We start from the raw sequence: 24,041 nt of genomic DNA, 5'->3' as shown, positions 1-24,041 counted from the left end.
AAAGTGAACGTGGGGCTCATCCAATTAGCAAGTGATGAGCGGATGGAAGTGAATATTGAAAAAACAAAGGAAAAGGTTCGAGAAGCAGTAGCTAAGGGAGCCAATATTATTTGCCTTCAGGAGTTATATCACGGGCAATATTTTCCACAAACGGTTTCCGTCGATAATTATCGATTAGCGATTCCGCTTGAACATGAGGCATTATCGGAAATGCAGCAGCTTGCCAAGGAGCTCGGAATCGTGTTAATCGTTCCTTTTTATGAGCGAGTGGCAAAGGGGATTTATTTTAATAGTGCAGCTGTTTATGATGAAAAGGGAAACTATCTGGGGACGACCAGGAAAAACCATATTCCGGATGGACCGCAGTATCATGAAAAATTTTATTTTACTCCGGGCAATACCGGGTATCCGGTCTATGATACAAAGTTCGGCCGAATTGGGATTGGCATTTGCTGGGATGAATGGTTTCCGGAAGTCGCGCGCATCTTGACGCTAAAAGGAGCAGAAATCTTGTTTTATCCTTCTGCAATTGGCTCGGAGCCCGATCATCCAGAGTTGTCCACAAGGGCTGCCTGGACGAAGGCAATTTCTGCTCATAGTATTCATAATGGCGTATTTGTTGCGGCCGTAAACCGTGTCGGGCAGGAAAAAGAGATGAATTTCTATGGCGGAAGCTTCATTAGCAATCCGCTGGGTGAGATTATTCAATCTCTTGACGACAAGGAGGGTATTCTTGTAGAGGAAATTGATTTACATGAAATTGAGTTTACCAGAAACCTTTTACAGTTTTTAAGAGACCGGCGGACAGACACATATGGGCCAATTTTAGGGAAAGAAAAAATATCCGGGTGAACAAGGAAATGTTATTCACTTAAATGTTTAGGAGGGGTGCCCCTCCTTTTTTGGCCAGGAAAGCATAAATTCAACTACGCCTCATGAACCGCCCTAACGAACTCGCCAATCGGCGAGTTTTCATTTAGTTATTCTTCCCTTGTTCTCCACAATTCTTTCTTAAAAAACTATTTCTACTATTCAACTATTGTCATTTTATTTTTTACTTTAGTGCACCTCGTCTTCCTCAACTTTCTAATTTATTTCAAAATTTCAAAACATATGTTGACATAACAAAAATAATAGTATATAAATAAAACAAATAAATCTTATAAATTAAGTCGGAATTAAATGAGAGGTGAATGTCTTCTGTGATTGAGTTTCATAATATCGTCAAGGAATTTCATCATAAGGGAAAGAAAATGACGGCGTTACATAATGTATCGTTAAAAATTGATAAAGGTGACATATATGGCGTAATTGGCTATAGTGGTGCCGGAAAAAGTACATTACTCAGAATGGTCAATGCCCTAGAAACACCGACAACCGGAAAAGTCATTGTGGGTGGAAAGGAACTGGGAACGATAAGTAATCAGGAGCTTTCCCAGGTTAAGAAAAACATCAGCATGATCTTTCAACATTTTAATTTATTAGAATCCAAGACTGTTTTTGATAATGTTGCACTGCCACTTGTGTTAAATAAAGTAGACAAAGCGACCATTCATAAGCGGGTAAAAGAACTACTCGAATTTGTCGGATTAGCAGACAAGGAAAACAGCTACCCAAGTCAGTTATCGGGCGGGCAAAAGCAACGGATCGGGATTGCCCGGGCGCTTGTCACCAATCCGGAAATCCTTTTATGCGACGAAGCCACATCCGCGCTGGATCCTAAAACCACCGTCTCGATCCTTAAACTATTAAAGCGGATCAACCAAGAATTTAATATTACGATTCTCATTGTTACCCATGAGATGGAAGTCATTCGCGAGATTTGTAATAAAGTAGCCGTCATGGAAAAAGGCAATGTTATTGAGGCCGGCGATGTCCTTGCTGTATTCGGAAACCCGCAAAGAGAGACGACAAAAGAATTCGTCAAAACGGTTATCCATGACGAAATTCCCTCAAGTGTAGTGCAGGAACTGCAAGCAGAGAAGCGAAATAGGCGGGTCTATCAGCTGAAATTTTTTGGAAAAACCGCTTCAGAGCCGCTGCTTACAAAGCTAACAAAAGAGTTTGACGTTGACATGAACATCGTTTTTGCTAACGTTACCGAGCTGCAAGGCACGACACTGGGAATTTTCACGGTTGCTTTTTTCGGTGAAGATTCTGTGCTTGATCATCTTTACCATTATGTAACAGAAAGGAATATTTCTATTAAAGAGGTGATTGTGTGAACAGCGTCTCTGCAGATTTAATTATCCAATCGATCTATGAAACCATTTATATGGTGTCCGTTTCGCTCTTAATCGGGACGTTAATCGGTGTTCCACTGGGGATTCTTTTAGTCATGACACGGCCAAATGGGATTAAGCCGAGTCGGATTTTTTTCACAATACTAAATGGCATTATTAATATCCTAAGATCAATTCCGTTCATCATTTTATTAGTGGCGATTACACCGTTAACTAGATTGATTGCCGGACAGACGTATGGTTCAACGGCGGCGATTGTCCCGTTGGTTGTCTATATTGCTCCGTTTATCGCTCGCCTAGTGGAAAACTCGGTGCTCGAGGTTGGACCAGGGATTATTGAATTGGCAAAATCGCTGGGGGCGACATCGTTTCAAACGATCCGTTATTTTCTCCTGCCGGAAGCGCTTGGTTCCTTAGTGTTAACGATGACAACCGCCACCATTGGTCTCATTGGCGCAACCGCGATGGCGGGAACGATTGGCGGCGGCGGTGTCGGCAGCTTGGCGATCACTTACGGATATGAACGTTTTAACACGTATGTCATTATCCTGACGGTTATTATTTTGATTATCATTGTGCAAATCATTCAAAGCATTGGTAATCGTTTAGCAAAAAAATTAAGACATGAATAAAGGGGATTAGAGGAATGAAGAAACTTGCAATTTTTGTCAGTATTTTAGCTTTGTTTACGCTTGTACTTTCGGGCTGTGGTAAAGAGGAAAAAACAGCAGGGAAAGAAAAAACAACGATTAAAGTGGGGACATCACCAGGGCCGTACAGTGTTTTATTTTTAGATGCGGTTAAGCCAATTTTGGAGAAAAAAGGCTACACCATTAAGCAAGTGGAATTCAATGATTTATTGCAGGCTGATGTTGCTCTTGCCGATGGTGGCGTGGATTTGAATGTCGACCAGCATACTGCATACATGGAAAATTTTAATGAAAATAAAAAGACCGATCTTGTCAATTTAACGCCAATTCCAACAGTACCAGCGGGAATTTTCCCGGGTAAGAAAAAATCGTTAGCCGCTATTGCTAAAGGTGACACAATCGGGATTCCAAATGATGCTTCCAATGCAGCAAGAGCCTATGCCTTATTGCAAAAAGCCAAATTAATTAAACTAAAAGATGGCGTAGAGCTGATGAAGGCGACTTCCCAGGATATTGTAGAAAATCCATACAAGTTAAAAATTGTAGAAATGGATTCTGCACAGATTCCAAGATCTTTAGCTGATCTGGACTACGGCGTTATTCCGGGAAGCATCGTCTACTCTTCCAATATGGACCCATCGAAAAAGCTTTTATCCGAGGATGTTCTGAAACACTTGGAATTAGTAGCTGTAACGAAAAAAGCAAACAAAAATACCAAATGGGCAAAAGACGTTGCCGCTGCTTATCAATCTGATGAATTTAAGGCCTATATGAAAAAACATAACGAAGATGATTACTGGTTTATTCCGGAAGAATTACGATAATTTAATGGAGCCTGCTGGGGGATTTCGGCATCCCCGGCGGGCCGGTTTATTTTTTAAAAGGGGGAAAGGGAAATGACGACACTTATAAAAGAAATAAACGATAAGTTAGCGGATAGCTTTGAAGAAATCGTGAGCTGGAGAAGATATATGCATCAGCACCCAGAGCTGTCCTTTAAAGAAGAAAAAACGGCGCTATACATAAGGGAGAAGCTGGTGAGCTTTGGGTTAGAAGTGGAAACCAATATTGGTGGTGGCCATGGCTTAATCGGAATTTTGCGGGGAGCCCAGCCCGGAAAAACGATTGCGCTTCGGGCTGATTTTGACGCTTTGCCAATTGAGGATGAAAAAGACGTTCCTTATAAGTCGCAGAATCCGGGTGTTATGCATGCCTGTGGCCACGATGGTCATACGGCGGCATTGCTTGGCACGGCCAAAGTGCTTAACGAATTTCGCGATCAGTTGAAAGGAAATGTAGTGTTTATTTTTCAACCGGCGGAGGAAACACCGCCAGGCGGCGCTAAATTTATGGTCGAAGCCGGTGTCTTGGACGGGGTGGACTATGTTTTCGGCGCCCATTTGGATTCGCAAACAGCTGTCGGAAAAGTAACGACAGGCAGCGGCTATCAAATGGCGGCTGTTGATAAATTTACCATCAAGATTCAAGGGAAGGGCGGCCATGGGGCAAGACCCCATGAATCAATTGATTCGATCGTGATTGGCAGTGAAATCGTCGGTGCCTTGCAAAAAGTTGTCAGTCGTCGGGTCGATCCATTAAAATCAGCGGTCGTGACGATAGGTGTGTTTCAAGCAGGCAGCGCATTTAATGTCATTGCAGATAAAGCGGTATTGGAAGGAACGGTTCGCACGTTTAATGCCGATGTCCGCAAGCAGGTGGAAGAACAAATTCGCAGCATCGTTGCGGGGATTACTGCGGCGTTTGGGGCAGCGGCTGAAATTGATTATTTAAATGGCTATCCGGCATTATATAATCATCCGCGAGAAACAGAAACCGTTCGCCAATGGTTCATGGAGGAGTTTTCTTCCGAAAATGTCATGGAAATGGAACCTTCGATGGGAGCCGAGGACTTTTCGTATTTCCTGCTGGAAAAACCAGGCACCTATTTCAGAGTAGGGTCGCAAAATGAGGATGCGGCTACACACTTTCCACATCATCATCCGAAATTTGATATCGATGAAAGAGCGCTGTTAAACATCGGTCGCTCCTTTGTAAAAATTGTTTCAAATTATTTGCTTTAATAATTTTAAAAAAAGGTCAGTTCCTTTCTCGTTAAACAGTGGGGACTGACCTTTTTTCAGTTCAATTCAATTTGTTCTTCCGTTTTATTTAACAAAAGTTTGTTAACTTCATTAGAGATGGTTTCGTATGTCGTATGCAAAGATAGGGCCATTTCTTTGAACAATACACTTTTGATTGAAGTTAAAAGCTGTTTATCCTGTTCACTTATTTTTCTATCCTTCAACTCAAGTTCATGCTTTTTCCGAATCAAGGTATTGGCTATTTTAGCAATTTCGCGACGATTTCCGGATTTTACAATATTATTATAGGTTTGGATACGTAAGTGGTTATTTTCAATCCAATTGGCGCCGGGGAATTGGAATGAGTCTAAAATTTCCTCAGCCTGATCCTTCTGCATCAAACTTGACATGGTTACCTTGTTATTATCTACTGGGGTTCTTATTGTCAGCTGGTGGTCGTTATTAAGAGGTTGTAAAACATAATATGCTTTTGTATTTCCGGCAATGTTTATGTCACAAATATCTTCGATTTTGCATATCCCATGTCCTGAATAAACGATTAGATCTCCTTTGTTAAACATTAAATTAACTCCTTTAATGAATAATTGTCAACTAAGTTGACTAATGTTATTATAATCCTTTATGTGTAAAAATGTCAACTTAATTGACGATTTTAAATGTCCTTGGTATAGTGATAACGAGAAAAATAATAGGAGTGAATTGCTTGGATCCTAAATTGCAAAGCTTAGGTTTACTTGACCTGATTAGCGAACGCCATGTTCAACTTCGAAGTACTGCCGAACATTTATGGAATGATCATAGTGATATTTATATATCAAATTCTGAGTGGTTTATCCTAACCAGAATATATGAAAATCAGCAGCCGACAATTTCTTATGTTTCAAAAAATGTGGATATTTCTCGACAAGCAACACATAAGTTCATCAAACGTCTTGAGGCAAAGGGATTAGTTGAAATAAAAGATGTTGAAAACAATAAAAAGGAAAAATGCATCCAGTTGACAGCATTTGGCCAAGAGTGCTATGAAAAAAATAAGTCATTAAAGGCTATGCTTGAGAAAAAGATTGCTGATGCGATCGGTATAGAACAACTCTCAATTCTAAAAAGTATTCTTCAAACAGATTGGCGAATAGATAAGTTGAAATAATCCCAACAAGGGTTAGCCCCCGCTGCTTTAACGCAATGGAGGGCCGCCTTTTTTTTCTAAGTCTTTCGGTAAACAGCTTGCAAGAATTCGAATACCCTGTTCAATTTCTTCGAGTGACAATCCGCCAAATCCCAACATGATAATAGATTCAATTTCATCGTTGGGCAGCAACCAAAACCGGGCGGGGGAATAAACCTTAACCCCATGGCTCAGCCCACGTTCGATTAATTTGGAAGCGGTCATACCGTTTAGTTTTAATAAGATATGTAAGCCTGATTTTTCACCGATTATGCTGACCCGTGTGTCCATATATTGCTGGATACTCGTCAACAGAACCTGGTGTTTTCGTTGATACCATTTACGCATTCTCCGGATATGTTTTTCAAACTCCCCTGATTTCATAAACTGAGCAACCGCTCTCTGAATAATCGGCGAGACTGATTGGTTATATTCTGCAAATTTTTGTAATAATAACTCCATAAGGGAAGGGGGAAGGACCATATAGCTTAATCTTGCAGTAGGAAGGAAGCATTTGGACAATGTTCCTAAATAAATAACACGCCCCTCTTCATCCAGTGATTTCAAAGAGGGAATCGGCTGGCCGCGGTAACGAAATTCACCATCATAATCATCTTCAAAAATATATCCATTTGTTTGATAGGCCCATTTTAATAATTGTATTCGTTTAGCAACAGGCAGAACCATTCCGTAAGGAAATTGGTGTGAAGGGGTGACATAAATGGCCTTGGCCATCGATGTTTGAAGATGTTTAACTGATAATCCATCATGTTCAAGTGGAATTGGTTTGAGATGGCATCCCTCGTCTTTAAAGACGGTACGGACACCAAGATAACCAGGTTCCTCCATTGCCACGGTTTCACCATTCAGTGATAAAAGCCGGCAGAGCACTGATATGGAGGTCTGAGTGCCTGCGGTGATCAAAATTTGCTCCGGTGTGGCTCTTACACCTCTCGATTGTTGTAGATAGTGCGCAATTTCCTTCCGTAATGAAAATTCACCTATTTTGTTTCCGTATTGGAATAACCAGTTGTTTTGCTGATCGATTGCATCTGTAAGACATTTCTTCCACTGCTTGATCGGGAACTTGTCCAGATCGACATTTCCGTATTCAAAATCCACAGCCACTTTTGGTGATGCTTGCTTTTCCGGTATAATGGGATGCTCAGTTGGAGGAAGATGCCATACCGGTTTTTCAATTTCTGCCACCCAAACCCCGCTCTTTGGGATACTTTCGAGGTATCCTTCTGCTTGTAATTGCTGGTACGCTGTCTCCACCGTGTTCCGGCTGACGTTTAAATTGGCGGTAAGTTCACGGATAGATGGCATCTTTGTTCCCGGCATTAGCCTTCCGTCTTCAATTTCCTTCCTTATCCAATGATACAGTTGCATATAAAGCGATTCAGGCAGTTCCTTGTTTAAAAATGGGGAAATTTCCATTGTTCACCCTCCATCTGTCCTTATCATTTTTCTAACATCTGTCACTTTTTTCCTGTGCAAAGATTCTTTAAAATGAGTCTATCATATGGAATGAAAGAAGGGATGGAAACATGCAAAAAATTCGCCAAGAAAAATTAGCTTGTACCGACCAACAACGGATTGACCAGTTTTTGAGAACAACACGGACAGGATATCTCGGATTAACGGATGGGAATTCTCCCTATGTTGTTCCGTTGAATTTCACCTGGCTGAACGGAGCGATCTATTTCCACGGTGCTGCGCAAGGGAGAAAAATCGAGCTCATCGAGACTAATCCAAACGGTTGCTTTACGGTGGCAGAAGATTATGGAACAATGGTCAGTCCAATCCCAGCGAAGACCGATACCGCCTATATGAGTGTGATGCTGTTTGGCTCACTTACGAAGGTAACTGATTTAGCAGAGGCAACCGCGGCGATGCAGGCGTTGCTGGATAAGTATGTGCCGGGTTATTATGACAAACAGCTATCTTCCTCCCATGTCGAGAAGTATCGTTCCTCACTAGGGAGTTATACATTAGTGTTTAAGCTGACCCCAAGTGAACTGACGGCAAAAGAAAATCAACTAAATCCACATCTTTTGTTTCAACAAGGCAGGAAAGTCGAAATGGATATTTAACTAAATATTACAGATGCATAATAATAGAAATCCTTTGTTATACTGGGTAATGTTGGATCTAGGGGGATTAGGAGCTATAAACTTAAAAAAATATCCATATTGAAACTGGATCAATGGTAAGTCATAATGAAGGAATGAATATGCATATGGATTATATGACTCCGAGAGAAAAAGGAGGGTTTATTTAACTTTACCCTCCTTTATAAATACAAATAGTTTCTGACAACTTCACCAGCCGACAATTTCTTCTGTGTTTACCAAGGTACAGATTTCGCATAAAATTTACTGCACAATTGATTGCTTGATCGTTGAATCTTCTTCTACATTTTTATTGGATGATGCCCGATTCTCTTTATAGAAATAATAGGCAAGATAAAGGAAACAGCACATCGGTACTACGAATGATAATTGTAGTGAACCAAAAAGATCCGTGAAGAGACCTTGTATAGGAGGTATAACAGCTCCTCCGATAATAGCCATTACTAAAAATGCACCGGCAGTTTCTCTATATTTATTTTCAACCATTTCTACGGTTCTTCCATATATCGTCGGCCAGCATGGACCAAATAGAACGCTTACAAACACTGCACCATATACAGCAGACATATTTGGAACAAGGGCTGTATATGCCAATAGGATGAAACCAATAACACTATACAAAGCTAAGACAAATATTGGTTTAAATCTAGCCATTAAGATATTGGCTAATAACCTGCCAATAAAAAATGCTATAAAACTATAAATCATAAAATTTGAAGCAAATCGTTCATTAACGTGTGGATTTACATCTAAAGCTAAACGAATGGTAAATGACCATACAGTCGTTTGCAATCCCATATAAATAAATTGAGCCAAAATCCCCTTTTTAAAAGGAACGTTTTTCGATAAATATTTTAACGTTTCTCCTAGATCAACCTGCTTTTTCGTTTTCTTAGGCAATTCCGGTTTTGCTTTTGGAAATTTTACGATAAGAAATAAAATCAATACAGCTAATAGAATCATCAAAATTATTTTATATGGTACTAATGTGCGTTGTAGCATTTCTAAACTGAATTGCTTGGCTTCAGCAGGACTCATCCCCGCAAGCTGTTCTTGAAGACTACTTTCACCGTCTGTAAATACAAAGTACTTACCAAGTAATATACCAACAATGTTGCCAATCGGATTAAAGAGCTGTGCTAGATTAATTCTCTTTGTCGCACTTTCCCTTGGACCTAACAGGGTTGTATACGTATTAGCTGAGGTTTCCAAAAAACTTAACCCGATGGCGATTCCGAAGATTGCCACTAAGAACATGCCATATGTGGCCATATGGGATGCCGGAAAAAATATAAAACATCCCATAATATAACATAGCAAACCGATGATAATGGCTAATTTATAGGATGTTTTTTTAATAATGGTCGCTGCAGGAATCGCAATGAGAAAATATCCTCCATAAAAGGCACTTTGAACAAAAGCTGAAGCAACATTACTTAATTCAAACACAGCTTTAAACTGAGTAATTAAAATATCATTTAAACTTGCAGCAGCCCCCCACAATGGAAACAGCAGAGTCACCAATACAAATTGCAGAACTGGTACACGGTTTAAATATCCATCAGGTTGTTGAATGAATTTTGTCTTATCCATAGGAAATCAATCCACCTTTACATTTATTTACCTTGTTGTACCAACCAACATTAACTTTTCAACATCACTCATCACTGGCAGTGATGGTTGTGCTCCAAGCTTTGTAACAGTTAAGGCAGAGGCAGTAACAGCTAGTTTAATGGAGTGGTCAATACTCATATCACTTGCTAAACCGTATACAAAACTTCCAATAAAGGAATCCCCTGCTGCGGTTGTATCAACTGCATTTACCGTATATGCTTCAAAAAACCTAAATTCAGAAGGGTCTCGATAAACTACACCTGTTTTACCTAGTGTGATAATGACATTTTTATAACCTTGGTTTAATAAAATTTCTGAAGCCGTTTTAGCGGTTTCAAGACTGTTCACTTCCATATTTGTTAACAAGCTTGCTTCTGTTTCATTCGGAATAATATAATCAATCTTCTGAATATAATCAGAGTCAATTTTTTGCGCAGGAGCAGGATTGAGAATGATTGTTTTTTTATGTTTATTTGCCAAATCAATTGCCATATAAACCGTGGGTAATGGAATTTCTAGTTGTAATACAACAAAATCTGATTGCTTAATGATTTCTTCAAAATCTTTGATATCTTGTTCTGTTAACTTCAAATTTGCTCCCGGAACAACTATAATTCTATTATTCCCATTAGAATCAATAATCACATTTCCTATACCGGTATTTGCTTCGGAGTCAAATAATATTGAATCAGTATTGATGTTTTCGGCTTTTAGTGCTTGAATATGCTCTTTGCCGAAGTCATCTTCACCAAGTTTCCCAATCATTGTCACTTTTCCGCCTAATCGTGCAGCAGCAACGGCTTGATTGGCTCCTTTTCCACCTGTAAATCTATTGAAACTTTTTCCAATAGTGGTTTCGCCTTCAACAGGAACCTTTTCTGATTGAACAACTAAATCTGTCATAAAACTGCCAATTACTAAAATGTTTTTCATTAGAAGTCATATCCTTTTCAATTAATTTTTAATGAATCCGGTCACAAATAATTGCTTACCAAGGCTTCCTCCTGGATGATAAAGTCCAAAGTCTTCTTTTTTGAACCCTTTAAGCTGAGAAACGGTAAGTGCTAGTGCATCTCCAACTACTAATGTTGCTGTGGAGCTATTTGTAGGAGCCAGGTTATGTTGGTCAGCTTCACGTTCTACCCTCACTTCAATTGCAATCTCACTGGATTTAGCAAGAGTGGAGTTTTTATTTCCTGTTATAGAAAGTATGCTTGCTCCAATTCTTCTTAATGAAGGCAATGTGTTGAGCACTTCTTTCGTCTCCCCGCTGTTTGAAATGGCAATGACAACATCTTCTTTTTCAATCATTCCTAAGTCGCCATGAACAGCCTCTGTTGCATGTACAAAAAAGGAAGGTGTGCCTGTACTTGCAAATGTTGCAGCTAACTTCTTTCCAATATGCCCCGATTTTCCAACCCCTAATAATATGACTTTTCCAGTGCAATTCAGTATTTTTTCAACGGCTCTTTCATAGGATTGATCAATATTTTCTTTAACTTGCAGCATGGTATCGATTTCAGAATTCATTACGTTACTAATTATGGTTGTTATATTCATTTTTCTTTCTCCTTTCAGTTTAGTAATCGATTTTAATTTAATGTAAATAGGTAATCGATTACATAAGTTGCTAAATAAATAAAGATAGTATCTATCTTACACCAACTGTAAGTAAGATATTTGCAAAAGTCCGTGTCTCTCCAGTACTAATACCTAAAATAATATTTTTAGCTTGTGATTCTTCATAAAACTCATAGCGGTTTAATTTTTTCAATTCATCGATGTTAAGTATGTCAATAAATTCAGTAAATATCTCTGGTTTTTCTCCATTTTGTGGATCCATAACCTCGGCCTTTTCAAAATTACAAATGGAATTTAATACTTTTAAAACATCTGTAACTGACGGTAAATTAGGGGCAAGTCCAAGAAAAACCTTCGTTGTATTAACATTCGTGCATGAATTTAACGGGTAATTTCCATCTGCAATTAATATTTTATCTCCGTGGCCGCAAGAGGCAACAACTTCCAAAAGCTTAGGATGAATACATTCTGTTATTAACATGATATTTCCTCCCTTTTATAGGTAGACTCTATCAAAGAGTCTATTAAAAAAATTAAATTGGTATCGATTGCTGTTACAAAAACTATTTAGGTAATCGATTACATAAATGATTGTAAAACGGTTTCATGGTTATGTCAATTTTTTTATTCATTTTTTGGCAGGACATTTACCTTTTTAGAGAGGAGTTTTGGTGTGGGGAAAATTACCGAGTTTAAAAAGTTGGTAAAAGAAGCAAAGGGGTTTGTTCGGGCGGAAGATCCGTTCCTAATTTAAACATTATTTTATTTGTAGGAGCCGATTATTAAGATGAACGATAAAAAAGTTGGAATAATTAAGGTAGGAACAATTCCCCATACAGTCAACGCTGTTATCAACCGATTGTCTTATTGTTTACAAGAGGAGAATATTTATGAAACAAGGTAGAATTATTATAATTACTGGTTCACCAGGAACTGGTAAAAGTACAACGGCATCAATTGTTGCTAAAGAATCTAATTTATCAAAGTCGGTACATATGCACACGGATGATTTCTATCACTATATTTAAAAGGGGCCAATACCTCCATTTTTACCAGAATCACAAGAACAAAACTTAATTGTTATTGAAGCCTTTTTGGAAGCTGGAAAACGTTTTGCACGTGGTGGGTTCGTTCTGAAAAGAATGCAATTGAAGGAAAGTTGGGTTGGAGAAGGCAAGCGCAAGCTCAGGATTCTATTATAGCAATTTTTCAATATACTATTCGGGTCTTTGGGAAAACGGATAATATTCAGTTCGTGATTCGTTCAGCAAACCCTAATTTGGTTAATAGAAAATCCATGGGTTTTTAATATCTTTTGGATTTCATTCAAGTTAGTCTGCATGATAACACGTCCTTTTGGTGGATTTGGAGTTGTTGCCATAATCATACCAAAAAACAGTGTTCATGCGGACTTTCTTGCTTTATGTGATTGGATAAATAGCGGGATTTATTGAGTTTTCAAGATGCAAAACTAAAGTTATAATAGTAATGGATTAGAAAATGACAATAAGATCAATTTATCAATTGCTATGCAAACGATTACCAAGTTACGGGGATGATTATTTGAATAATAATGTGACCATAAAGGATGTTGCGAAAGCGTCAGGAGTATCCACTGCTACAGTATCAAGGGTACTTCGTAATAAAGGATACGCCAGTAATGAAATAAGAGAGAAAGTTCTTTCAACAGCAAAGATGTTAAATTATCAGCCCAATGCACTTGCAAGGAGCTTAAAGAACCATCAGACCCATACGATCGGGGTCGTTATCCCAGATATATCAAATCCATATTTTATGAGGATTTCAAGAGGGATTGAAGATACTGTTTATCAAAATGGTTATAATTTAATTTTTGCCAGTGCAGAGGAAAAACCAAAAAAAGAAAATGAATTGTTAAACCTTTTGTTTGAAAAAAGAGTAGATGCCATAGTATTAGCCACATCAGGCCAGAATGAGGAAATAGTAAATAAGATAAAAAATAGCAGGATTCCGATTGTTTTAGTGGATAGGGAATTGACGGAACAAAATGAATCGATCGATTTTGTCGCAGAAGATAATTTTAACGCAGCATTTGAATTGACTAATTATTTACTTTCAAAAGGCCATACCAGGATTGGAGTTGTTAATGGACCCCAAACCGTAAGTACCGGTATAGAACGATATAATGGATTTAAAAAAGCGATACAAGAATATGGGTTAGAAGAAGATCCTGATTTTATATTTAATGGGAACTTTAATCAGGAAGATGGGGAAAATGCAGTTAAAAATTTCTTTAACAGAAATAATAAACCTACAGCCATTATTTCTTTTAATAATACGATGTCCTTTGGGGTACTCCTGCAGTTAACTCGTATGGGATATTCACTGCCACGTGATGTTGTATTGGCTTCGTATGGGGAAGTAGAGGGAGCAAAATTATTGAAATCGCCAAATATTGTGTATGTGAGTCAATCTCCATATGAAATGGGGGTTCGTGTCGGAGAAATATTAATGAACCGGTTAATGAACCATTCTACAGAACCAGTCATCGAAAAATTCAGACCGAAAATACTGATAGAATAACATATTATCGTCTTGAAATATAATTATTAATATGGGAATGAGGATTTTTAAGATGGATTAAAAATCCTCTTTTTAATAAAAGAAACAAGATTTTTTTATAGTATATTGAAAAATATGTAATCGTTTTCATAATTAGGTAAACGATTACATACTCGGGTAATTGCTTACAATAATTGATTGTTGACAAAATTTTATTAATCGTTGTCTGACATTTAGGATTTGTTCAGAATTAATGTTTTTTGGCAAGTTTCAAAGGTATTAAAATAAAATCTTTGGAAGATGCGAAGACCGCTGGAAAGATTCTTTTAGAAAAAGGTGTCAAAAATATCATTATTACACTTGCAGAAAAAGGGGCGTTAATTATAACGGAATCTGGAGCCATCCATGTTCCCGGCTACAAAGTAAATCCAGTAGATTCCGTTGCAGCCGGGGACTCTTTTAACGGAGCACTGGCTGTAGGAATTTCAAATGGAAAACCACTTCACGAAGTGGTGAGATTCACAAATGCAGTAGGAGCCCTTACAGTAACAAAAGAAGGAGCTATTCCATCTTTACCAAATTTAAAAGAAGTTCAAGAATTCATGGAACAAAATAAAGAATATGTATAACAAAGAATAGTATTATGAACTGGGGTCAGCCTATAATGTGTATGACAGGGTCAGTCCCCGCTGCATTAAAGCAGCGAGAGACTGACCCCTTTTCTTCGTTCAATAGCCAATTCAAACTATTCAAATCGCACCCGCGACATGCCGACCACAAGAAATACTGCCGAGAATAATAACAGCACTGCTACAGGGAGAGTTATGTCGGCAACGCCGCCGCTGCGGGCAACGAGTTCGGTGAATCCTTTCATCGCCCATGTTTGCGGCACAAATTCGGCTATCTTTTGCATGAATTTCGGTACAACATCAAGCGGCCAGAAGACCCCGCCCAGCATACAAGTGGAGATGATGACAATGTTACCCAAGGCGGATTGCTGCTCGGTCGTAGTGACAAATCCAGCGATGAACAGACCCAATCCCACGACACACAGCAACAGGGCCGATACTAATACAGCAATGCCCAAAGGATCTCCCCATTGGATATCAAACAAAACGGAGGTGGCGGCCATTAAGATGCCAAATTGAATCCAGCCAAGGATGAAAAACGCTAGAAAAAAGCCAGCCATTAATTCAAATCTCGAAATCGGCGTCGACATCATCCGATACCAGACACCCGATTTTTTTGCTTCCAAAATCGTCCCGCTGACACTCATCATCACAATCATTACAAACATAATTGAGAAACCAGCGGAACTAGCCGATTGATTGTTTAATTTTGACTGCGCCTTGCCTTTTTTTACTTCGATTTTATGCACAGCGGTTGAAGCTGTTGAAGTCTCCTTCGTAATCGCAGAAAAAACAGGTTTCCAATCCTCTCCTGTTAAACGGCTCGACTGGAGACTGGCGGCCAATTCCATTTTGATTTTTGTCAAACTTTGATTGATCATTTGCGAAATGGCAGTCGCGGATGTGAACTCTGGTCCATGTTTAAAAACAACCTTCGGATCCTCTTTCGCCATCATTTGCTCCTCAAAGCCTTTCGGAATGTACAGCATTCCGCCCAGTTTCTTGTCCTTTACCTTTTGTTCCGCCTGTTGCTTGCTCTCAGGCACCAAAGTAAATAATTCATTCTCTTTAACAGACTGCAGAAACCCTTTGGAAAGTGTCGATTGATCGTCATCCACCACAGCCAATTTCATTCGATCCGAGCTGCCGTCTCCGGAAAGTCCTCCGAAAATAAGCGTAAAAATGAGGGGCATGGCAAACATCAGAAAATAGCTTTGCTTTTTTTGAAATACTTTTTTTAACTCCAACAGGCAAACGGCCCATGCTTTTCGCATTTGTTCCACTCCTTATCGTAATTTAAATTTCACGGTGCCGATGGAAAGGGAAATAATCCCGATTGTTAGTAATACCGTCACCGGCAAAAGCAGCGTATTCCAGGTGGTTCCGGACATGATATCAATAAAACTGGTTAGTACCCATTTGTTCGGTGTAATATTCGCTGCTTTTTGCATCAAATCTGGAAATACCGATAGCGGCAGCATTGACCCGCCCAGGATAGCGAAAATCTGAATACCTATCCCGCCGATGACATCGGCCGTTTTTTCCTCCCTAATCAGTGCGGCAATGAGCATCGAAAGACCTGCGACGGTAAAACTGTAAACCAGCCCGATCACTGCAACTTGCATCAAATTTTTGCCCCAGTCCACCTGAAAGGCAAAATGGGTTGTAAGTGTAAAAATGGTAAACTGTATCACAGCAAAATAAAACGTTCCTAAAAATTTTCCGAAGACAATCTGCATTCTTCCAGTCGGGGTGCTCAGCAATCTTGCCAGCGTTTCTGTTGCCCGCTCATTTAATAGTGATTTGGCGCCAGTCGTGATGTTATAGAGTAAAAACATTGCTGCCATGGCAGCGGCATAGTATTGACTCGAGGATACCGACCGTTTTCCGATCGGCGTTTCCGAGACGGAGTTGGTTGCAGCTTTCATTTGCTCTTGCAGTTGTCCGGCAATCTCAGCGGCTGCCTTTCTCATATCCAGCTTTCCAGTCAGGACCGGAGTGGACGAGGCAAGCTGCTCCATGACCACTTTCGAAGAGACAGCCATGGTAACCACTTTATCGGTAAAAGAAGTCGTAATTGATTCCACAATTGAAGCCTGCAATGATTTTCCCGGATCGGTGAGCAGCGTCAAGTCTTTTAATTGTCCGTCCTTTAAATGCCCACTCCATTTAACTGGGATCACGACGCCAGCATCAATTTTTTCTTTCTTCAACCAATCCTTCGCTTTCTTCTCGGAGGGAACTGTGCGAACCTTAATGAACTCTTGCATATCTTTGCTTTTTAAAACATCATCAACAAAGGTTGTTGCAAGTTCATCCTGATCTTGAACCACTACTCCGACGATTGTCAGCGGCAGTTTTTCTTCACCGCCCATGACGCCGCTCAAAGCTGTACCCAAAATGGCGGTCAAAATCAGCGGCATGAGAATCATCATCAGAAACCCTTTTCGGTCTTTCAACCGTATATGCAAATCTTTCCAAGCGATAGTAAAGCTTTTCATCCATCTTCCCTCCCCTTAATCCCTCAATGATCTTCCTGTTAATTGTAAAAATAATGACTCCAAATTTGGCTCCTGTACATGAACGGCTTGAACCTGCAGTCCTGATGTCACGGCTTTACCGACAATCTCGCCAATAGCCAAATTGGTATGGGTTACAAATATTTCAATGGTATTGTCTTTTGAGACGACCTGTTCAACAAAGGAAAGCTCCTTCACGAACGTGATGAATTCAGACTCTATCTCGTTCAGCTGTAAGCTGATGACCGTTCCACCAGCCAGACGGTTGCATAGCTCTTGTTTTGTTCCAAGGGCAATCATTTGACCATGGTCAACAATTCCAATTCGTTCACACAGGTATTCCACTTCCTCCATGTAATGGCTCGTATAAATGACTGTCATTCCTTCCTGATTCAGCTTTTTGACTGTTTCAAGAATATGATTTCTCGACTGTGGATCAATTCCAACGGTCGGTTCATCCATAATTAACAATTCAGGCTTGTGCATCAGAGCGGCACCAATATTGATCCTCCGTTTCATTCCTCCAGAGAAAGTTTCGATTTTCTCCTTGGCACGGTCCTTTAAGCCGACATATTCCAGCACCTCGGCGGCCCTTTTGTTTGCTTGGGCGCTCGTTAAGCCGTACATTTTGCCCCAAAAAACCAAATTATCTTTTGCCGACATTGTCGGATAAAGGGCAATATCCTGCGGAACGACGCCGATCTTTTTCTTTGTGCTCATCGGGTCCTTTTTCACTGATTTACCGGCTACTTCAATTTCGCCGGCATCAAATGGCAGCAATCCGCAAATCATCGAGATGGTCGTTGATTTACCGGCACCGTTTGGCCCAAGCAGACCAAATGACTCGCCTTTTTGTACAGAAAATGTAATCCTTTTAACCACTTCATTTTTTCCAAAGCTTTTTTTTATATCTTTAATCTTCAGTATGTTGATCACCTTCACTTATTTTTTTGTTAAGGTAATCATAAATGGTTTTGCAGGAACTTCCATCTATCGCAGGGGATATTTTTCCATAAAAAAACCGGCTGGTTTCAGCCGATTTTCATACCTATCTATGCCAAACGTCATATATCGTAAGTCGTGATTCCATACCGGACGGCAAAAATGGCTGCCTGGGTCCGGTCCCGCAGCCCCAGTTTGCTGATAATGTTGGATACGTGGTTCTTTACCGTGCCTTCGGTGATGAATAAAACTTCCGCAATTTCCTTGTTGCTTAGACCATATCCCAGCTGTCTTAATACATCATGCTCCCTTTCCGTCAAATCCTCTGTTTCCTTTGGGGCGGCAGGGGGATTTCCTTCTAATGGGGCAGCCATACTTTGAGAATGCTTCATTTCCTTGATAACTTGTGCCGTCACATCCGGAGGAAGGACAACACCGCCGGAATGAACAGTTAAAATGGCCTGTACAATCGTATCTGTCGGCATGTCCTTGAGCAAATAGCCGCTCGCTCCCTCTTCAAGCGCTTCAAAAATCAGCTCACTATCTTTAAACGTTGTCAGCATCAGTACCTTGATCTCAGGCATTTCCTCACGAATCAATTTCGTTCCGTCGACACCGTTTGTCCCCGGCATGCGGATGTCCATTAAGATGATATCCGGAATCAATCGTTTCGCTTTTTCAAACGCATCCTGACCGTCACAAGCTGTTCCAACAACTTCCAGCTCATTTCGCAAACTGAGAATTGTGGCCAGACCGTCGCGCATTAATGATTGATCATCAACTACCATGATTTTTATCATTGGCTTACACCTGCCGTCCATTTTAGTTTTTTCATCGGGAATTCTGCGATGACTTCAAATCCCTCATCGGCTTGGCTGAGAAACTGCAACGTACCGCCATGATCCAAGATCCGCTCGCGCATATTGACCAAGCCAAACCCAGGCACCACCTCTGGAACTCCTTTTCCATCATCCTTAATTCGCACGGTAATGTTCTCGTGCTGACAATTAAGCATGACCGAACATTGAGTTGCCTGACCATGCCGCTTTGCGTTCGTCAGCGACTCTTGAATGATCCGGATGATCGTGGGCTGCAATGTCGTCGGAATGGAAGCGGGGTCTCCGTCCATTTCAAAAGTTGTTTCGAGATTGGTTAATTTGGAATAGTCTTGAAATAGTTTTCGTAAAATCTGGAGCATGGACTGCTCCTCACCGTCTTCATGGAGCGTACGGACGGAAAGACGAATTTCCTGCAGCGTTTCGCGTGTGAGTTGTTCACATTGCCGCAGTACGTCCTTTGTTTTTTCAAGGTCAAGCTGCATCATTTCTTTTGCAAGCTGAATTTGGACAAGGAGAGCCGTGATTTTGTGACCGACCGTATCGTGAATTTCGCGGGCAATGTGATTTCGCTCGCGAATCATTGTTAATTCCTCCACCTGCTTGGAATAAAGGCGCAATTGGTCATGAGCCGCCTTTAAAGCCGCATGGGAGGTATTTAACTCTTCATATTGGGCATTCACGGTCGTGCGGGCATCCATTAATTTGCGGATTAAGCTCCCGACAAAGCTGCCAAAAAGAACAAACCCGGTATTTAACACATTCTCAGCCAATTGCCATTTTCCCGTAGCTTGATAGGTGTAGAGGATAATTACAGCCCAAATCACGAGAAAAAAGGCAACATATCTTCGAATGATTTGTTTGTCCGTGATCGCCAAGAACAAGGTAACCCCAATAATGCCAAATATCGTCAAATACAGTCCAGTCGTTCCCGGAAAAACAAGGCCCAAACCGGCTGCCACAAGTGAATCCATAGTCAACACCACGTGAATCCACCGTTCTTGATCCTTTGCACAAAGAAGAATTTGATCAACTGTAAATATAGCGATTGCTGCAAACAGAAAATATCTTTGAAGATTACTATTGCCGTCAAAAATGATAAAATAATACACGAAGCAAATCAGATAAAACATGATAATCCGAAGAAACGTCAGTTTGCTTAATGACTCCATACTTTTCCCGCCAATCTGCTAAATATAACGATATCTTACACTGTTTATTTGACTGTTAAAAGAGTGATTTTTGTAAAATAAAAACTTTTCGGTATGGTTGAATCCGGAGTGGCAAAATAATAGCTATTGTCTTTAGAAACACATCTGCATGTCCTATGAATCTGCATAATTGGATAGTAGTTTCTCGAAAAAGATGACCCATCATGATAAAATATCTATAAGAATGATAGATTGGAGATTGAAGAATGAAATCAACCCTACTCAGGGCCGTAGTATTGTCTTGTATATTCCTCCTGGGGTGGTCTTACGACGGGGCCTCTGCAGCGACGTCCTGGACCTCCAAATGTGAAAAAATATATGGGAAAGTTGAACCAAATCAAAATCCTGCCCCCCAGCAAATCAATTGTTTACTGACGAATGCAGCATTAGCTGCAAAGATTCCACCTGAAGTGGTCAAGGCCATTGCCGAACAGGAAAACGGCTGGAAGCAATTTACGAATGGCGAGCCCTTTATTTCAAAAGACGGCGGAATCGGTTTGATGCAACTTACCAATCAAGCAAACTATGATCCACAAAAACTAAAAACGGATATTTACTATAATATTCAGGCAGGCGTAGAGATTCTTAACAGCATGTATAACCGCACTGATTTGCCGAAAATAAAGGGCGCAGGCCGGGAAGTGATTGAAAATTGGTATTTTCCAGTAATGGCTTATAACGGGACAAAACCAATAAATAGCCCGCTGTTCCAGGATACTGGGAAACGTAATGCGAACGCCTATCAAGAAAAAATCTTTTCCATATTGAAACGAGACAGTTTTTTGGATGATACGACACTGGCACAGTTCCCTTTCAAAACAAAAGACTTTGATTATGATCCTAATAGCAGCAAAAATATTGTTTTTAAAGTTAGGGAATATACCATTACGGGCGAAATGCATCCATCAAATTATTATTTCCAAACGGGAGATAAAGTAATTGTAACTGCTGATAAGGTAAAGGTAAGATCAGACAATAGCAGTGCCTCTTCTGTTAAAAAAGAGCTGGCAAAAAATACCACACTTATTATTACAGGGAATTTCACCTTTGACAAATCTTCCACCAGTAACCGCTTTGTTTGGTATCCGGTCAAAACAACAGATGCCAAAGTTATAGGATTTGTTTCCTCAGCTTATATTAGCAGGAAGCTGGATGCACCTGTAGTCAATATAGTTGATGATAATGATAAGTCAATATCCGGGAAAGCCCCGGCAAATGCCAGAATCCAGATAAAGAACGGAACAAAGGTGATAGGCAGTGCTGTTGCTGATAAAAATAAGAACTTTAAAGCTGATATTCCTGTTCAAAAGGCAGGAACCAAGCTGACAATATCCTATAAGGATCAGTACAATGCAGCAAGCCCCGCGAAGACTATTATCGTTGCTGATAAAACCGCACCGGCGATTCCGACAGTGAAGACAGTTACGAACAGGTCTACTGCCGTTTCTGGTAAAACAGAAGCATATGCTGCCGTAACGGTAACAATTTCTACGAAAAGCTATAAAGGAAAAGCGGATAAATACGGAAACTACAAAGTAGCTATACCTGTACAAAACTTTGGAAAGACCATTACGGTCACGGCAAGGGATAAGGCGGGAAATAAAAGTAAAGCAAAGGTGATAAAAGTTGTCAGAACGGCACCAAATATGCCGACTGTGAACAAACTAACTTATAAAACTGCGACTGTTACTGGAAAAGCCGAAAAAAATGCAGCCGTCTCGATAAAAATCGGAAAGAAGACATACTCGGCAAAAGCCAGCGCTAGTGGGAGTTTTAAAGTGCGAATTCCAAAGCAGCGGGCAGGAACCAAACTATACGTAAATGCTAAAGACAGCAAAGGAAAAGTAAGCGCAACAAGAAAAGTCACTGTTTCAAAATAATTTATTTAAAGCTAATCTTAAAAATGCACTTGTTTCATTTTCAAGGTTAGCTTTTTTGTCATCCTTTGTAGAATGAGTGGGTTTCAATGGGTTGAAAAATTTTTATAGATTGTTTGCATTCCATGTTCCTCCAACAAATAGGTAAGAAAGAAATGGCGCAGTTATGAAACTGGCCATTTCTTTCTCAACTTATTTTAAACTTTCTAAATGTCAGGCAGCAAGCTTAATTAACAAACCTGCCTTCCTTTCCGTGGCTGCTCCAATACTCGTTTCTTAAGTGAACTTTTTGTATTTTTCCAGAAGCTGTTTTTGGCAGTTCGTTCACGAAAGTGACGCCGGTAACGGCCTTGAAATGAGCTAGTTTTTCCCGGGAAAAAGCAATGATATCCGCTTCACTGACTTGATGCCCTTCTCTTAATACGACAAAGGCATGCGGTGTTTCACCCCATTTTTCGTGCGGCGCTGCAATGACTGCCGCCTCAAGGACACTTGGATGCTCATATAATACCCCCTCAACTTCTATAGAGGAAATGTTTTCGCCGCCGCTGATGATAATATCCTTTTTACGGTCAACGATATCAATATAGCCATTCTCATCAACTGTTCCCATATCTCCAGTGTGAAGCCAGCCGTCCCGAATTGTTTTCATCGTTTCTTCGGGATTTTTCCAATAGCCCAACATGACTCCATGGCTTCTTGTGACAACTTCACCGATTTCTTTGCCGTTGTGGGCTACTTCTTCACCATGCTCATTCACGACACGGACATCACAGCCAATCATTGGATACCCGGCTTTCGCTTTCAGCCGTGCTTTTTCTCCCGGGGACAGGTGGGTAAGTTCAGAACGAATGGTGGAAATCAAACTGAGCGGTGTTGATTCCGTCATCCCATACACTTGAATAAACTCCCAGCCGAGTTCCTTTTCTACTCGGGTTACAAACGCTGGCGGCGGCGCAGAGCCTGCGATGACAACCCGTACATCATGATCAATTTCCGGGACGTTTTTCTCATAATATTGCAGCAAGGAATTTAATACAGTTGGCGCCATATGCAAAACGGTTACTTTATATTCTTGAATAGCATTAAAAATAGCTTCCGGCGTAGCCTTTTTTAAGCAAATATGAGTAGCCCCGTTGGCTGTATAGTAGAAGGGTGAGCCCCAGCCGTTCACGTGGAACATTGGCAGGACATGAAGGTAGACATCCTGATCCGTTACGCGCAAATGGTGCATGGTATGTAGTGCATGCAGGTAATTATTACGGTGGGTAAGCATAACACCTTTTGGGTTGCCGGTCGTACCGCTTGTATAAAGCAGGCTGCAAACGTCATTTTCGTCAAGGTCTTCGCGGTCGAACGAGGTTTTCGGAAAACTTGCTAGCCACTTGTCGTAATCGGTTTCATTTGTTTTGTCGTCTTTATATTGAACAATGATATGCTCAACTGTTTCTAAACGTTGTTTGATCGGTTCAATCAAGTGATAAATATCTTGATCGACAAACAGGACTTTCGATTCACTATGATTCAGGATAAATAAATAGTCTTCTGGTTTTAAGCGGATATTGAGCGGAACCATAATCGCGCCAAGTTGAAATACGCCGTAAAAGCCTTCGAGCATTTCAACTGTATTAGGTGCTAGGTAAGCCACCCGTTCCCCCTTGGTGATACCTAAGGCTTTTAATCCATGAGAAAGCTGATTGACCCGTTCCTGCAACTCACGGTATGTAAAAGCTCTTGTATCACAATATACAGCTTTCTTGTCCCCATACAATGAAACAGCACGGTCCAAAAATTGCGTCAACACTAAAGGTACATTCATCTTGTTTCCCTCCCGAAAGAATAGTTTGAATTTTTCAAACGTTATTTTATCATATCTTTTTGCCTAAAATATACTAAAATTATTAATAATAGTAAAAATTGTCTATAATTCAATTTTTATAGCGAATTTAGCCGTATTTAATCGCCCTTAGATGATAGAAAAATAAATAAAAAGGTG

At 40.2% G+C, this 24,041-nt stretch carries 23 protein-coding genes; 11 read left to right on the top strand and 12 right to left on the bottom strand.

Features of this window, described 5'->3' with window-relative positions; translation table 11 throughout:
* The first annotated feature begins 3 nt into the window (after positions 1-3).
* From JK635_RS21950 to JK635_RS21930, 5 genes are all read left to right on the top strand, one after another.
* The gene (locus JK635_RS21950; protein ID WP_308079184.1) at positions 4-852 is read left to right on the top strand and encodes a carbon-nitrogen hydrolase; all 849 of its coding nucleotides are present in this window, start codon (positions 4-6) and stop codon (positions 850-852) included.
* 350 nt (positions 853-1,202) lie between these two features.
* The gene (locus JK635_RS21945; protein ID WP_202656065.1) at positions 1,203-2,225 is read left to right on the top strand and encodes a methionine ABC transporter ATP-binding protein; all 1,023 of its coding nucleotides are present in this window, start codon (positions 1,203-1,205) and stop codon (positions 2,223-2,225) included.
* A gap of 50 nt (positions 2,226-2,275) precedes the next feature.
* Complete coding sequence (locus JK635_RS21940) at positions 2,276-2,875, top strand: methionine ABC transporter permease (RefSeq protein ID WP_202656086.1); 600 nt, start codon at positions 2,276-2,278, stop codon at positions 2,873-2,875.
* 14 nt (positions 2,876-2,889) lie between these two features.
* Positions 2,890-3,717 carry a MetQ/NlpA family ABC transporter substrate-binding protein gene (locus JK635_RS21935; RefSeq protein WP_202656064.1) on the top strand — a complete coding sequence of 276 codons (828 nt, stop codon included), beginning with the start codon at positions 2,890-2,892 and terminating at the stop codon, positions 3,715-3,717.
* A 72-nt stretch (positions 3,718-3,789) separates the two neighbouring features.
* Positions 3,790-4,974, top strand: coding sequence for a M20 metallopeptidase family protein (locus JK635_RS21930; RefSeq protein WP_202656063.1), 1,185 nt, complete (start codon positions 3,790-3,792; stop codon positions 4,972-4,974).
* Between the two features lie 56 nt (positions 4,975-5,030).
* Here the strand turns inward: JK635_RS21930 and JK635_RS21925 are convergent, their stop codons facing one another.
* On the bottom strand, positions 5,031-5,555 hold the full coding sequence (locus tag JK635_RS21925) for a CarD family transcriptional regulator (RefSeq protein WP_202656062.1): 525 nt from the start codon (positions 5,553-5,555) through the stop codon (positions 5,031-5,033).
* Between the two features lie 143 nt (positions 5,556-5,698).
* On the opposite strand from JK635_RS21925, the gene JK635_RS21920 reads away from it, so the two are divergent.
* A complete protein-coding gene (locus tag JK635_RS21920; RefSeq protein WP_202656061.1) occupies positions 5,699-6,142 on the top strand; it encodes a MarR family winged helix-turn-helix transcriptional regulator in 444 nt (147 codons plus the stop codon).
* A gap of 27 nt (positions 6,143-6,169) precedes the next feature.
* Here the strand turns inward: JK635_RS21920 and pdxR are convergent, their stop codons facing one another.
* A complete protein-coding gene (pdxR, locus tag JK635_RS21915) occupies positions 6,170-7,600 on the bottom strand; it encodes a MocR-like pyridoxine biosynthesis transcription factor PdxR (protein ID WP_202656060.1) in 1,431 nt (476 codons plus the stop codon).
* A 110-nt stretch (positions 7,601-7,710) separates the two neighbouring features.
* Between pdxR and JK635_RS21910 the strand changes: the two genes are divergently transcribed.
* Positions 7,711-8,256 (top strand): pyridoxamine 5'-phosphate oxidase family protein, encoded by a 546-nt coding sequence (locus JK635_RS21910; protein ID WP_202656059.1) that lies wholly within the window; start codon positions 7,711-7,713, stop codon positions 8,254-8,256.
* 282 nt (positions 8,257-8,538) lie between these two features.
* Here the strand turns inward: JK635_RS21910 and fucP are convergent, their stop codons facing one another.
* From fucP to JK635_RS21890, 4 genes are all read right to left on the bottom strand, one after another.
* Positions 8,539-9,888, bottom strand: a complete 1,350-nt coding sequence (gene fucP / locus JK635_RS21905) for an L-fucose:H+ symporter permease (RefSeq protein ID WP_202656058.1) — start codon at positions 9,886-9,888, stop codon at positions 8,539-8,541.
* A gap of 27 nt (positions 9,889-9,915) precedes the next feature.
* Complete coding sequence (rbsK, locus tag JK635_RS21900; protein ID WP_202656057.1) at positions 9,916-10,842, bottom strand: ribokinase; 927 nt, start codon at positions 10,840-10,842, stop codon at positions 9,916-9,918.
* A gap of 21 nt (positions 10,843-10,863) precedes the next feature.
* Positions 10,864-11,469 (bottom strand): KpsF/GutQ family sugar-phosphate isomerase, encoded by a 606-nt coding sequence (locus JK635_RS21895; RefSeq protein WP_202656056.1) that lies wholly within the window; start codon positions 11,467-11,469, stop codon positions 10,864-10,866.
* A gap of 91 nt (positions 11,470-11,560) precedes the next feature.
* The gene (locus tag JK635_RS21890) at positions 11,561-11,971 is read right to left on the bottom strand and encodes an RbsD/FucU family protein (RefSeq protein WP_202656055.1); all 411 of its coding nucleotides are present in this window, start codon (positions 11,969-11,971) and stop codon (positions 11,561-11,563) included.
* 409 nt (positions 11,972-12,380) lie between these two features.
* Here JK635_RS21890 and JK635_RS27760 point away from each other — a divergent pair, with 409 nt between their 5' ends.
* The 3 genes from JK635_RS27760 (at position 12,381) to JK635_RS21875 (ending at position 14,660) form a co-directional block, all read left to right on the top strand.
* The gene (locus JK635_RS27760; protein ID WP_438803843.1) at positions 12,381-12,518 is read left to right on the top strand and encodes a zeta toxin family protein; all 138 of its coding nucleotides are present in this window, start codon (positions 12,381-12,383) and stop codon (positions 12,516-12,518) included.
* 535 nt (positions 12,519-13,053) lie between these two features.
* The gene (locus tag JK635_RS21880) at positions 13,054-14,052 is read left to right on the top strand and encodes a LacI family DNA-binding transcriptional regulator (RefSeq protein WP_235888312.1); all 999 of its coding nucleotides are present in this window, start codon (positions 13,054-13,056) and stop codon (positions 14,050-14,052) included.
* Between the two features lie 239 nt (positions 14,053-14,291).
* Complete coding sequence (locus JK635_RS21875; RefSeq protein ID WP_202656053.1) at positions 14,292-14,660, top strand: PfkB family carbohydrate kinase; 369 nt, start codon at positions 14,292-14,294, stop codon at positions 14,658-14,660.
* A gap of 116 nt (positions 14,661-14,776) precedes the next feature.
* On the opposite strand, the gene JK635_RS21870 is transcribed toward JK635_RS21875, so the two are convergent.
* The 5 genes from JK635_RS21870 to JK635_RS21850 all read right to left on the bottom strand — a co-directional run bounded on the left by JK635_RS21870 (position 14,777) and on the right by JK635_RS21850 (position 20,129).
* Positions 14,777-15,934, bottom strand: coding sequence for an ABC transporter permease (locus JK635_RS21870; protein ID WP_202656052.1), 1,158 nt, complete (start codon positions 15,932-15,934; stop codon positions 14,777-14,779).
* Positions 15,935-15,946: 12 nt separating this feature from the next.
* Positions 15,947-17,161 carry an ABC transporter permease gene (locus JK635_RS21865; RefSeq protein ID WP_202656051.1) on the bottom strand — a complete coding sequence of 405 codons (1,215 nt, stop codon included), beginning with the start codon at positions 17,159-17,161 and terminating at the stop codon, positions 15,947-15,949.
* 15 nt (positions 17,162-17,176) lie between these two features.
* Positions 17,177-18,106, bottom strand: coding sequence for an ABC transporter ATP-binding protein (locus JK635_RS21860; RefSeq protein ID WP_202656085.1), 930 nt, complete (start codon positions 18,104-18,106; stop codon positions 17,177-17,179).
* Between the two features lie 137 nt (positions 18,107-18,243).
* Positions 18,244-18,921: a response regulator gene (locus JK635_RS21855; RefSeq protein WP_202656050.1), complete on the bottom strand. Its 678-nt coding sequence runs from the start codon at positions 18,919-18,921 to the stop codon at positions 18,244-18,246.
* Entirely contained in the window at positions 18,918-20,129 is a 1,212-nt protein-coding gene (locus tag JK635_RS21850) for a sensor histidine kinase (RefSeq protein WP_202656049.1), read from the bottom strand. Before JK635_RS21850 ends, JK635_RS21855 begins: the two co-directional genes overlap by 4 nt.
* A 245-nt stretch (positions 20,130-20,374) precedes the next feature.
* On the opposite strand from JK635_RS21850, the gene JK635_RS21845 reads away from it, so the two are divergent.
* A complete protein-coding gene (locus JK635_RS21845; RefSeq protein WP_202656048.1) occupies positions 20,375-22,048 on the top strand; it encodes an Ig-like domain-containing protein in 1,674 nt (557 codons plus the stop codon).
* A gap of 223 nt (positions 22,049-22,271) precedes the next feature.
* Here the strand turns inward: JK635_RS21845 and JK635_RS21840 are convergent, their stop codons facing one another.
* On the bottom strand, positions 22,272-23,864 hold the full coding sequence (locus JK635_RS21840; RefSeq protein ID WP_202656047.1) for a long-chain-fatty-acid--CoA ligase: 1,593 nt from the start codon (positions 23,862-23,864) through the stop codon (positions 22,272-22,274).
* Positions 23,865-24,041: the final 177 nt, after the last annotated feature.

It is taken from the genome of Neobacillus paridis (genome assembly GCF_016765675.1).
GTDB classification, from domain to species: domain Bacteria; phylum Bacillota; class Bacilli; order Bacillales; family Cytobacillaceae; genus Neobacillus; species Neobacillus paridis.
Note: the sequence above shows the minus strand (reverse complement) of the source record. Positions and strands in the feature narration are given on the sequence as shown.

What these genes read in the sequence shown, in the direction of transcription:
- JK635_RS21940 (WP_202656086.1), top strand. Translation starts at nt 2,276, where the DNA reads ATGGTGTCCGTTTCGCTCTTAATCGGGACGTTAATCGGTGTTCCACTG.
- JK635_RS21935 (WP_202656064.1), top strand. Translation starts at nt 2,890, where the DNA reads ATGAAGAAACTTGCAATTTTTGTCAGTATTTTAGCTTTGTTTACGCTT.
- JK635_RS21930 (WP_202656063.1), top strand. Translation starts at nt 3,790, where the DNA reads ATGACGACACTTATAAAAGAAATAAACGATAAGTTAGCGGATAGCTTT.
- JK635_RS21925 (WP_202656062.1), bottom strand. Translation starts at nt 5,555, where the DNA reads ATGTTTAACAAAGGAGATCTAATCGTTTATTCAGGACATGGGATATGC.
- pdxR (WP_202656060.1), bottom strand. Translation starts at nt 7,600, where the DNA reads ATGGAAATTTCCCCATTTTTAAACAAGGAACTGCCTGAATCGCTTTAT.
- JK635_RS21910 (WP_202656059.1), top strand. Translation starts at nt 7,711, where the DNA reads ATGCAAAAAATTCGCCAAGAAAAATTAGCTTGTACCGACCAACAACGG.
- fucP (WP_202656058.1), bottom strand. Translation starts at nt 9,888, where the DNA reads ATGGATAAGACAAAATTCATTCAACAACCTGATGGATATTTAAACCGT.
- rbsK (WP_202656057.1), bottom strand. Translation starts at nt 10,842, where the DNA reads ATGAAAAACATTTTAGTAATTGGCAGTTTTATGACAGATTTAGTTGTT.
- JK635_RS21895 (WP_202656056.1), bottom strand. Translation starts at nt 11,469, where the DNA reads ATGAATATAACAACCATAATTAGTAACGTAATGAATTCTGAAATCGAT.
- JK635_RS21890 (WP_202656055.1), bottom strand. Translation starts at nt 11,971, where the DNA reads ATGTTAATAACAGAATGTATTCATCCTAAGCTTTTGGAAGTTGTTGCC.
- JK635_RS27760 (WP_438803843.1), top strand. Translation starts at nt 12,381, where the DNA reads ATGAAACAAGGTAGAATTATTATAATTACTGGTTCACCAGGAACTGGT.
- JK635_RS21870 (WP_202656052.1), bottom strand. Translation starts at nt 15,934, where the DNA reads ATGCGAAAAGCATGGGCCGTTTGCCTGTTGGAGTTAAAAAAAGTATTT.
- JK635_RS21865 (WP_202656051.1), bottom strand. Translation starts at nt 17,161, where the DNA reads ATGAAAAGCTTTACTATCGCTTGGAAAGATTTGCATATACGGTTGAAA.
- JK635_RS21855 (WP_202656050.1), bottom strand. Translation starts at nt 18,921, where the DNA reads ATGATAAAAATCATGGTAGTTGATGATCAATCATTAATGCGCGACGGT.
- JK635_RS21850 (WP_202656049.1), bottom strand. Translation starts at nt 20,129, where the DNA reads ATGGAGTCATTAAGCAAACTGACGTTTCTTCGGATTATCATGTTTTAT.
- JK635_RS21845 (WP_202656048.1), top strand. Translation starts at nt 20,375, where the DNA reads ATGAAATCAACCCTACTCAGGGCCGTAGTATTGTCTTGTATATTCCTC.
- JK635_RS21840 (WP_202656047.1), bottom strand. Translation starts at nt 23,864, where the DNA reads ATGAATGTACCTTTAGTGTTGACGCAATTTTTGGACCGTGCTGTTTCA.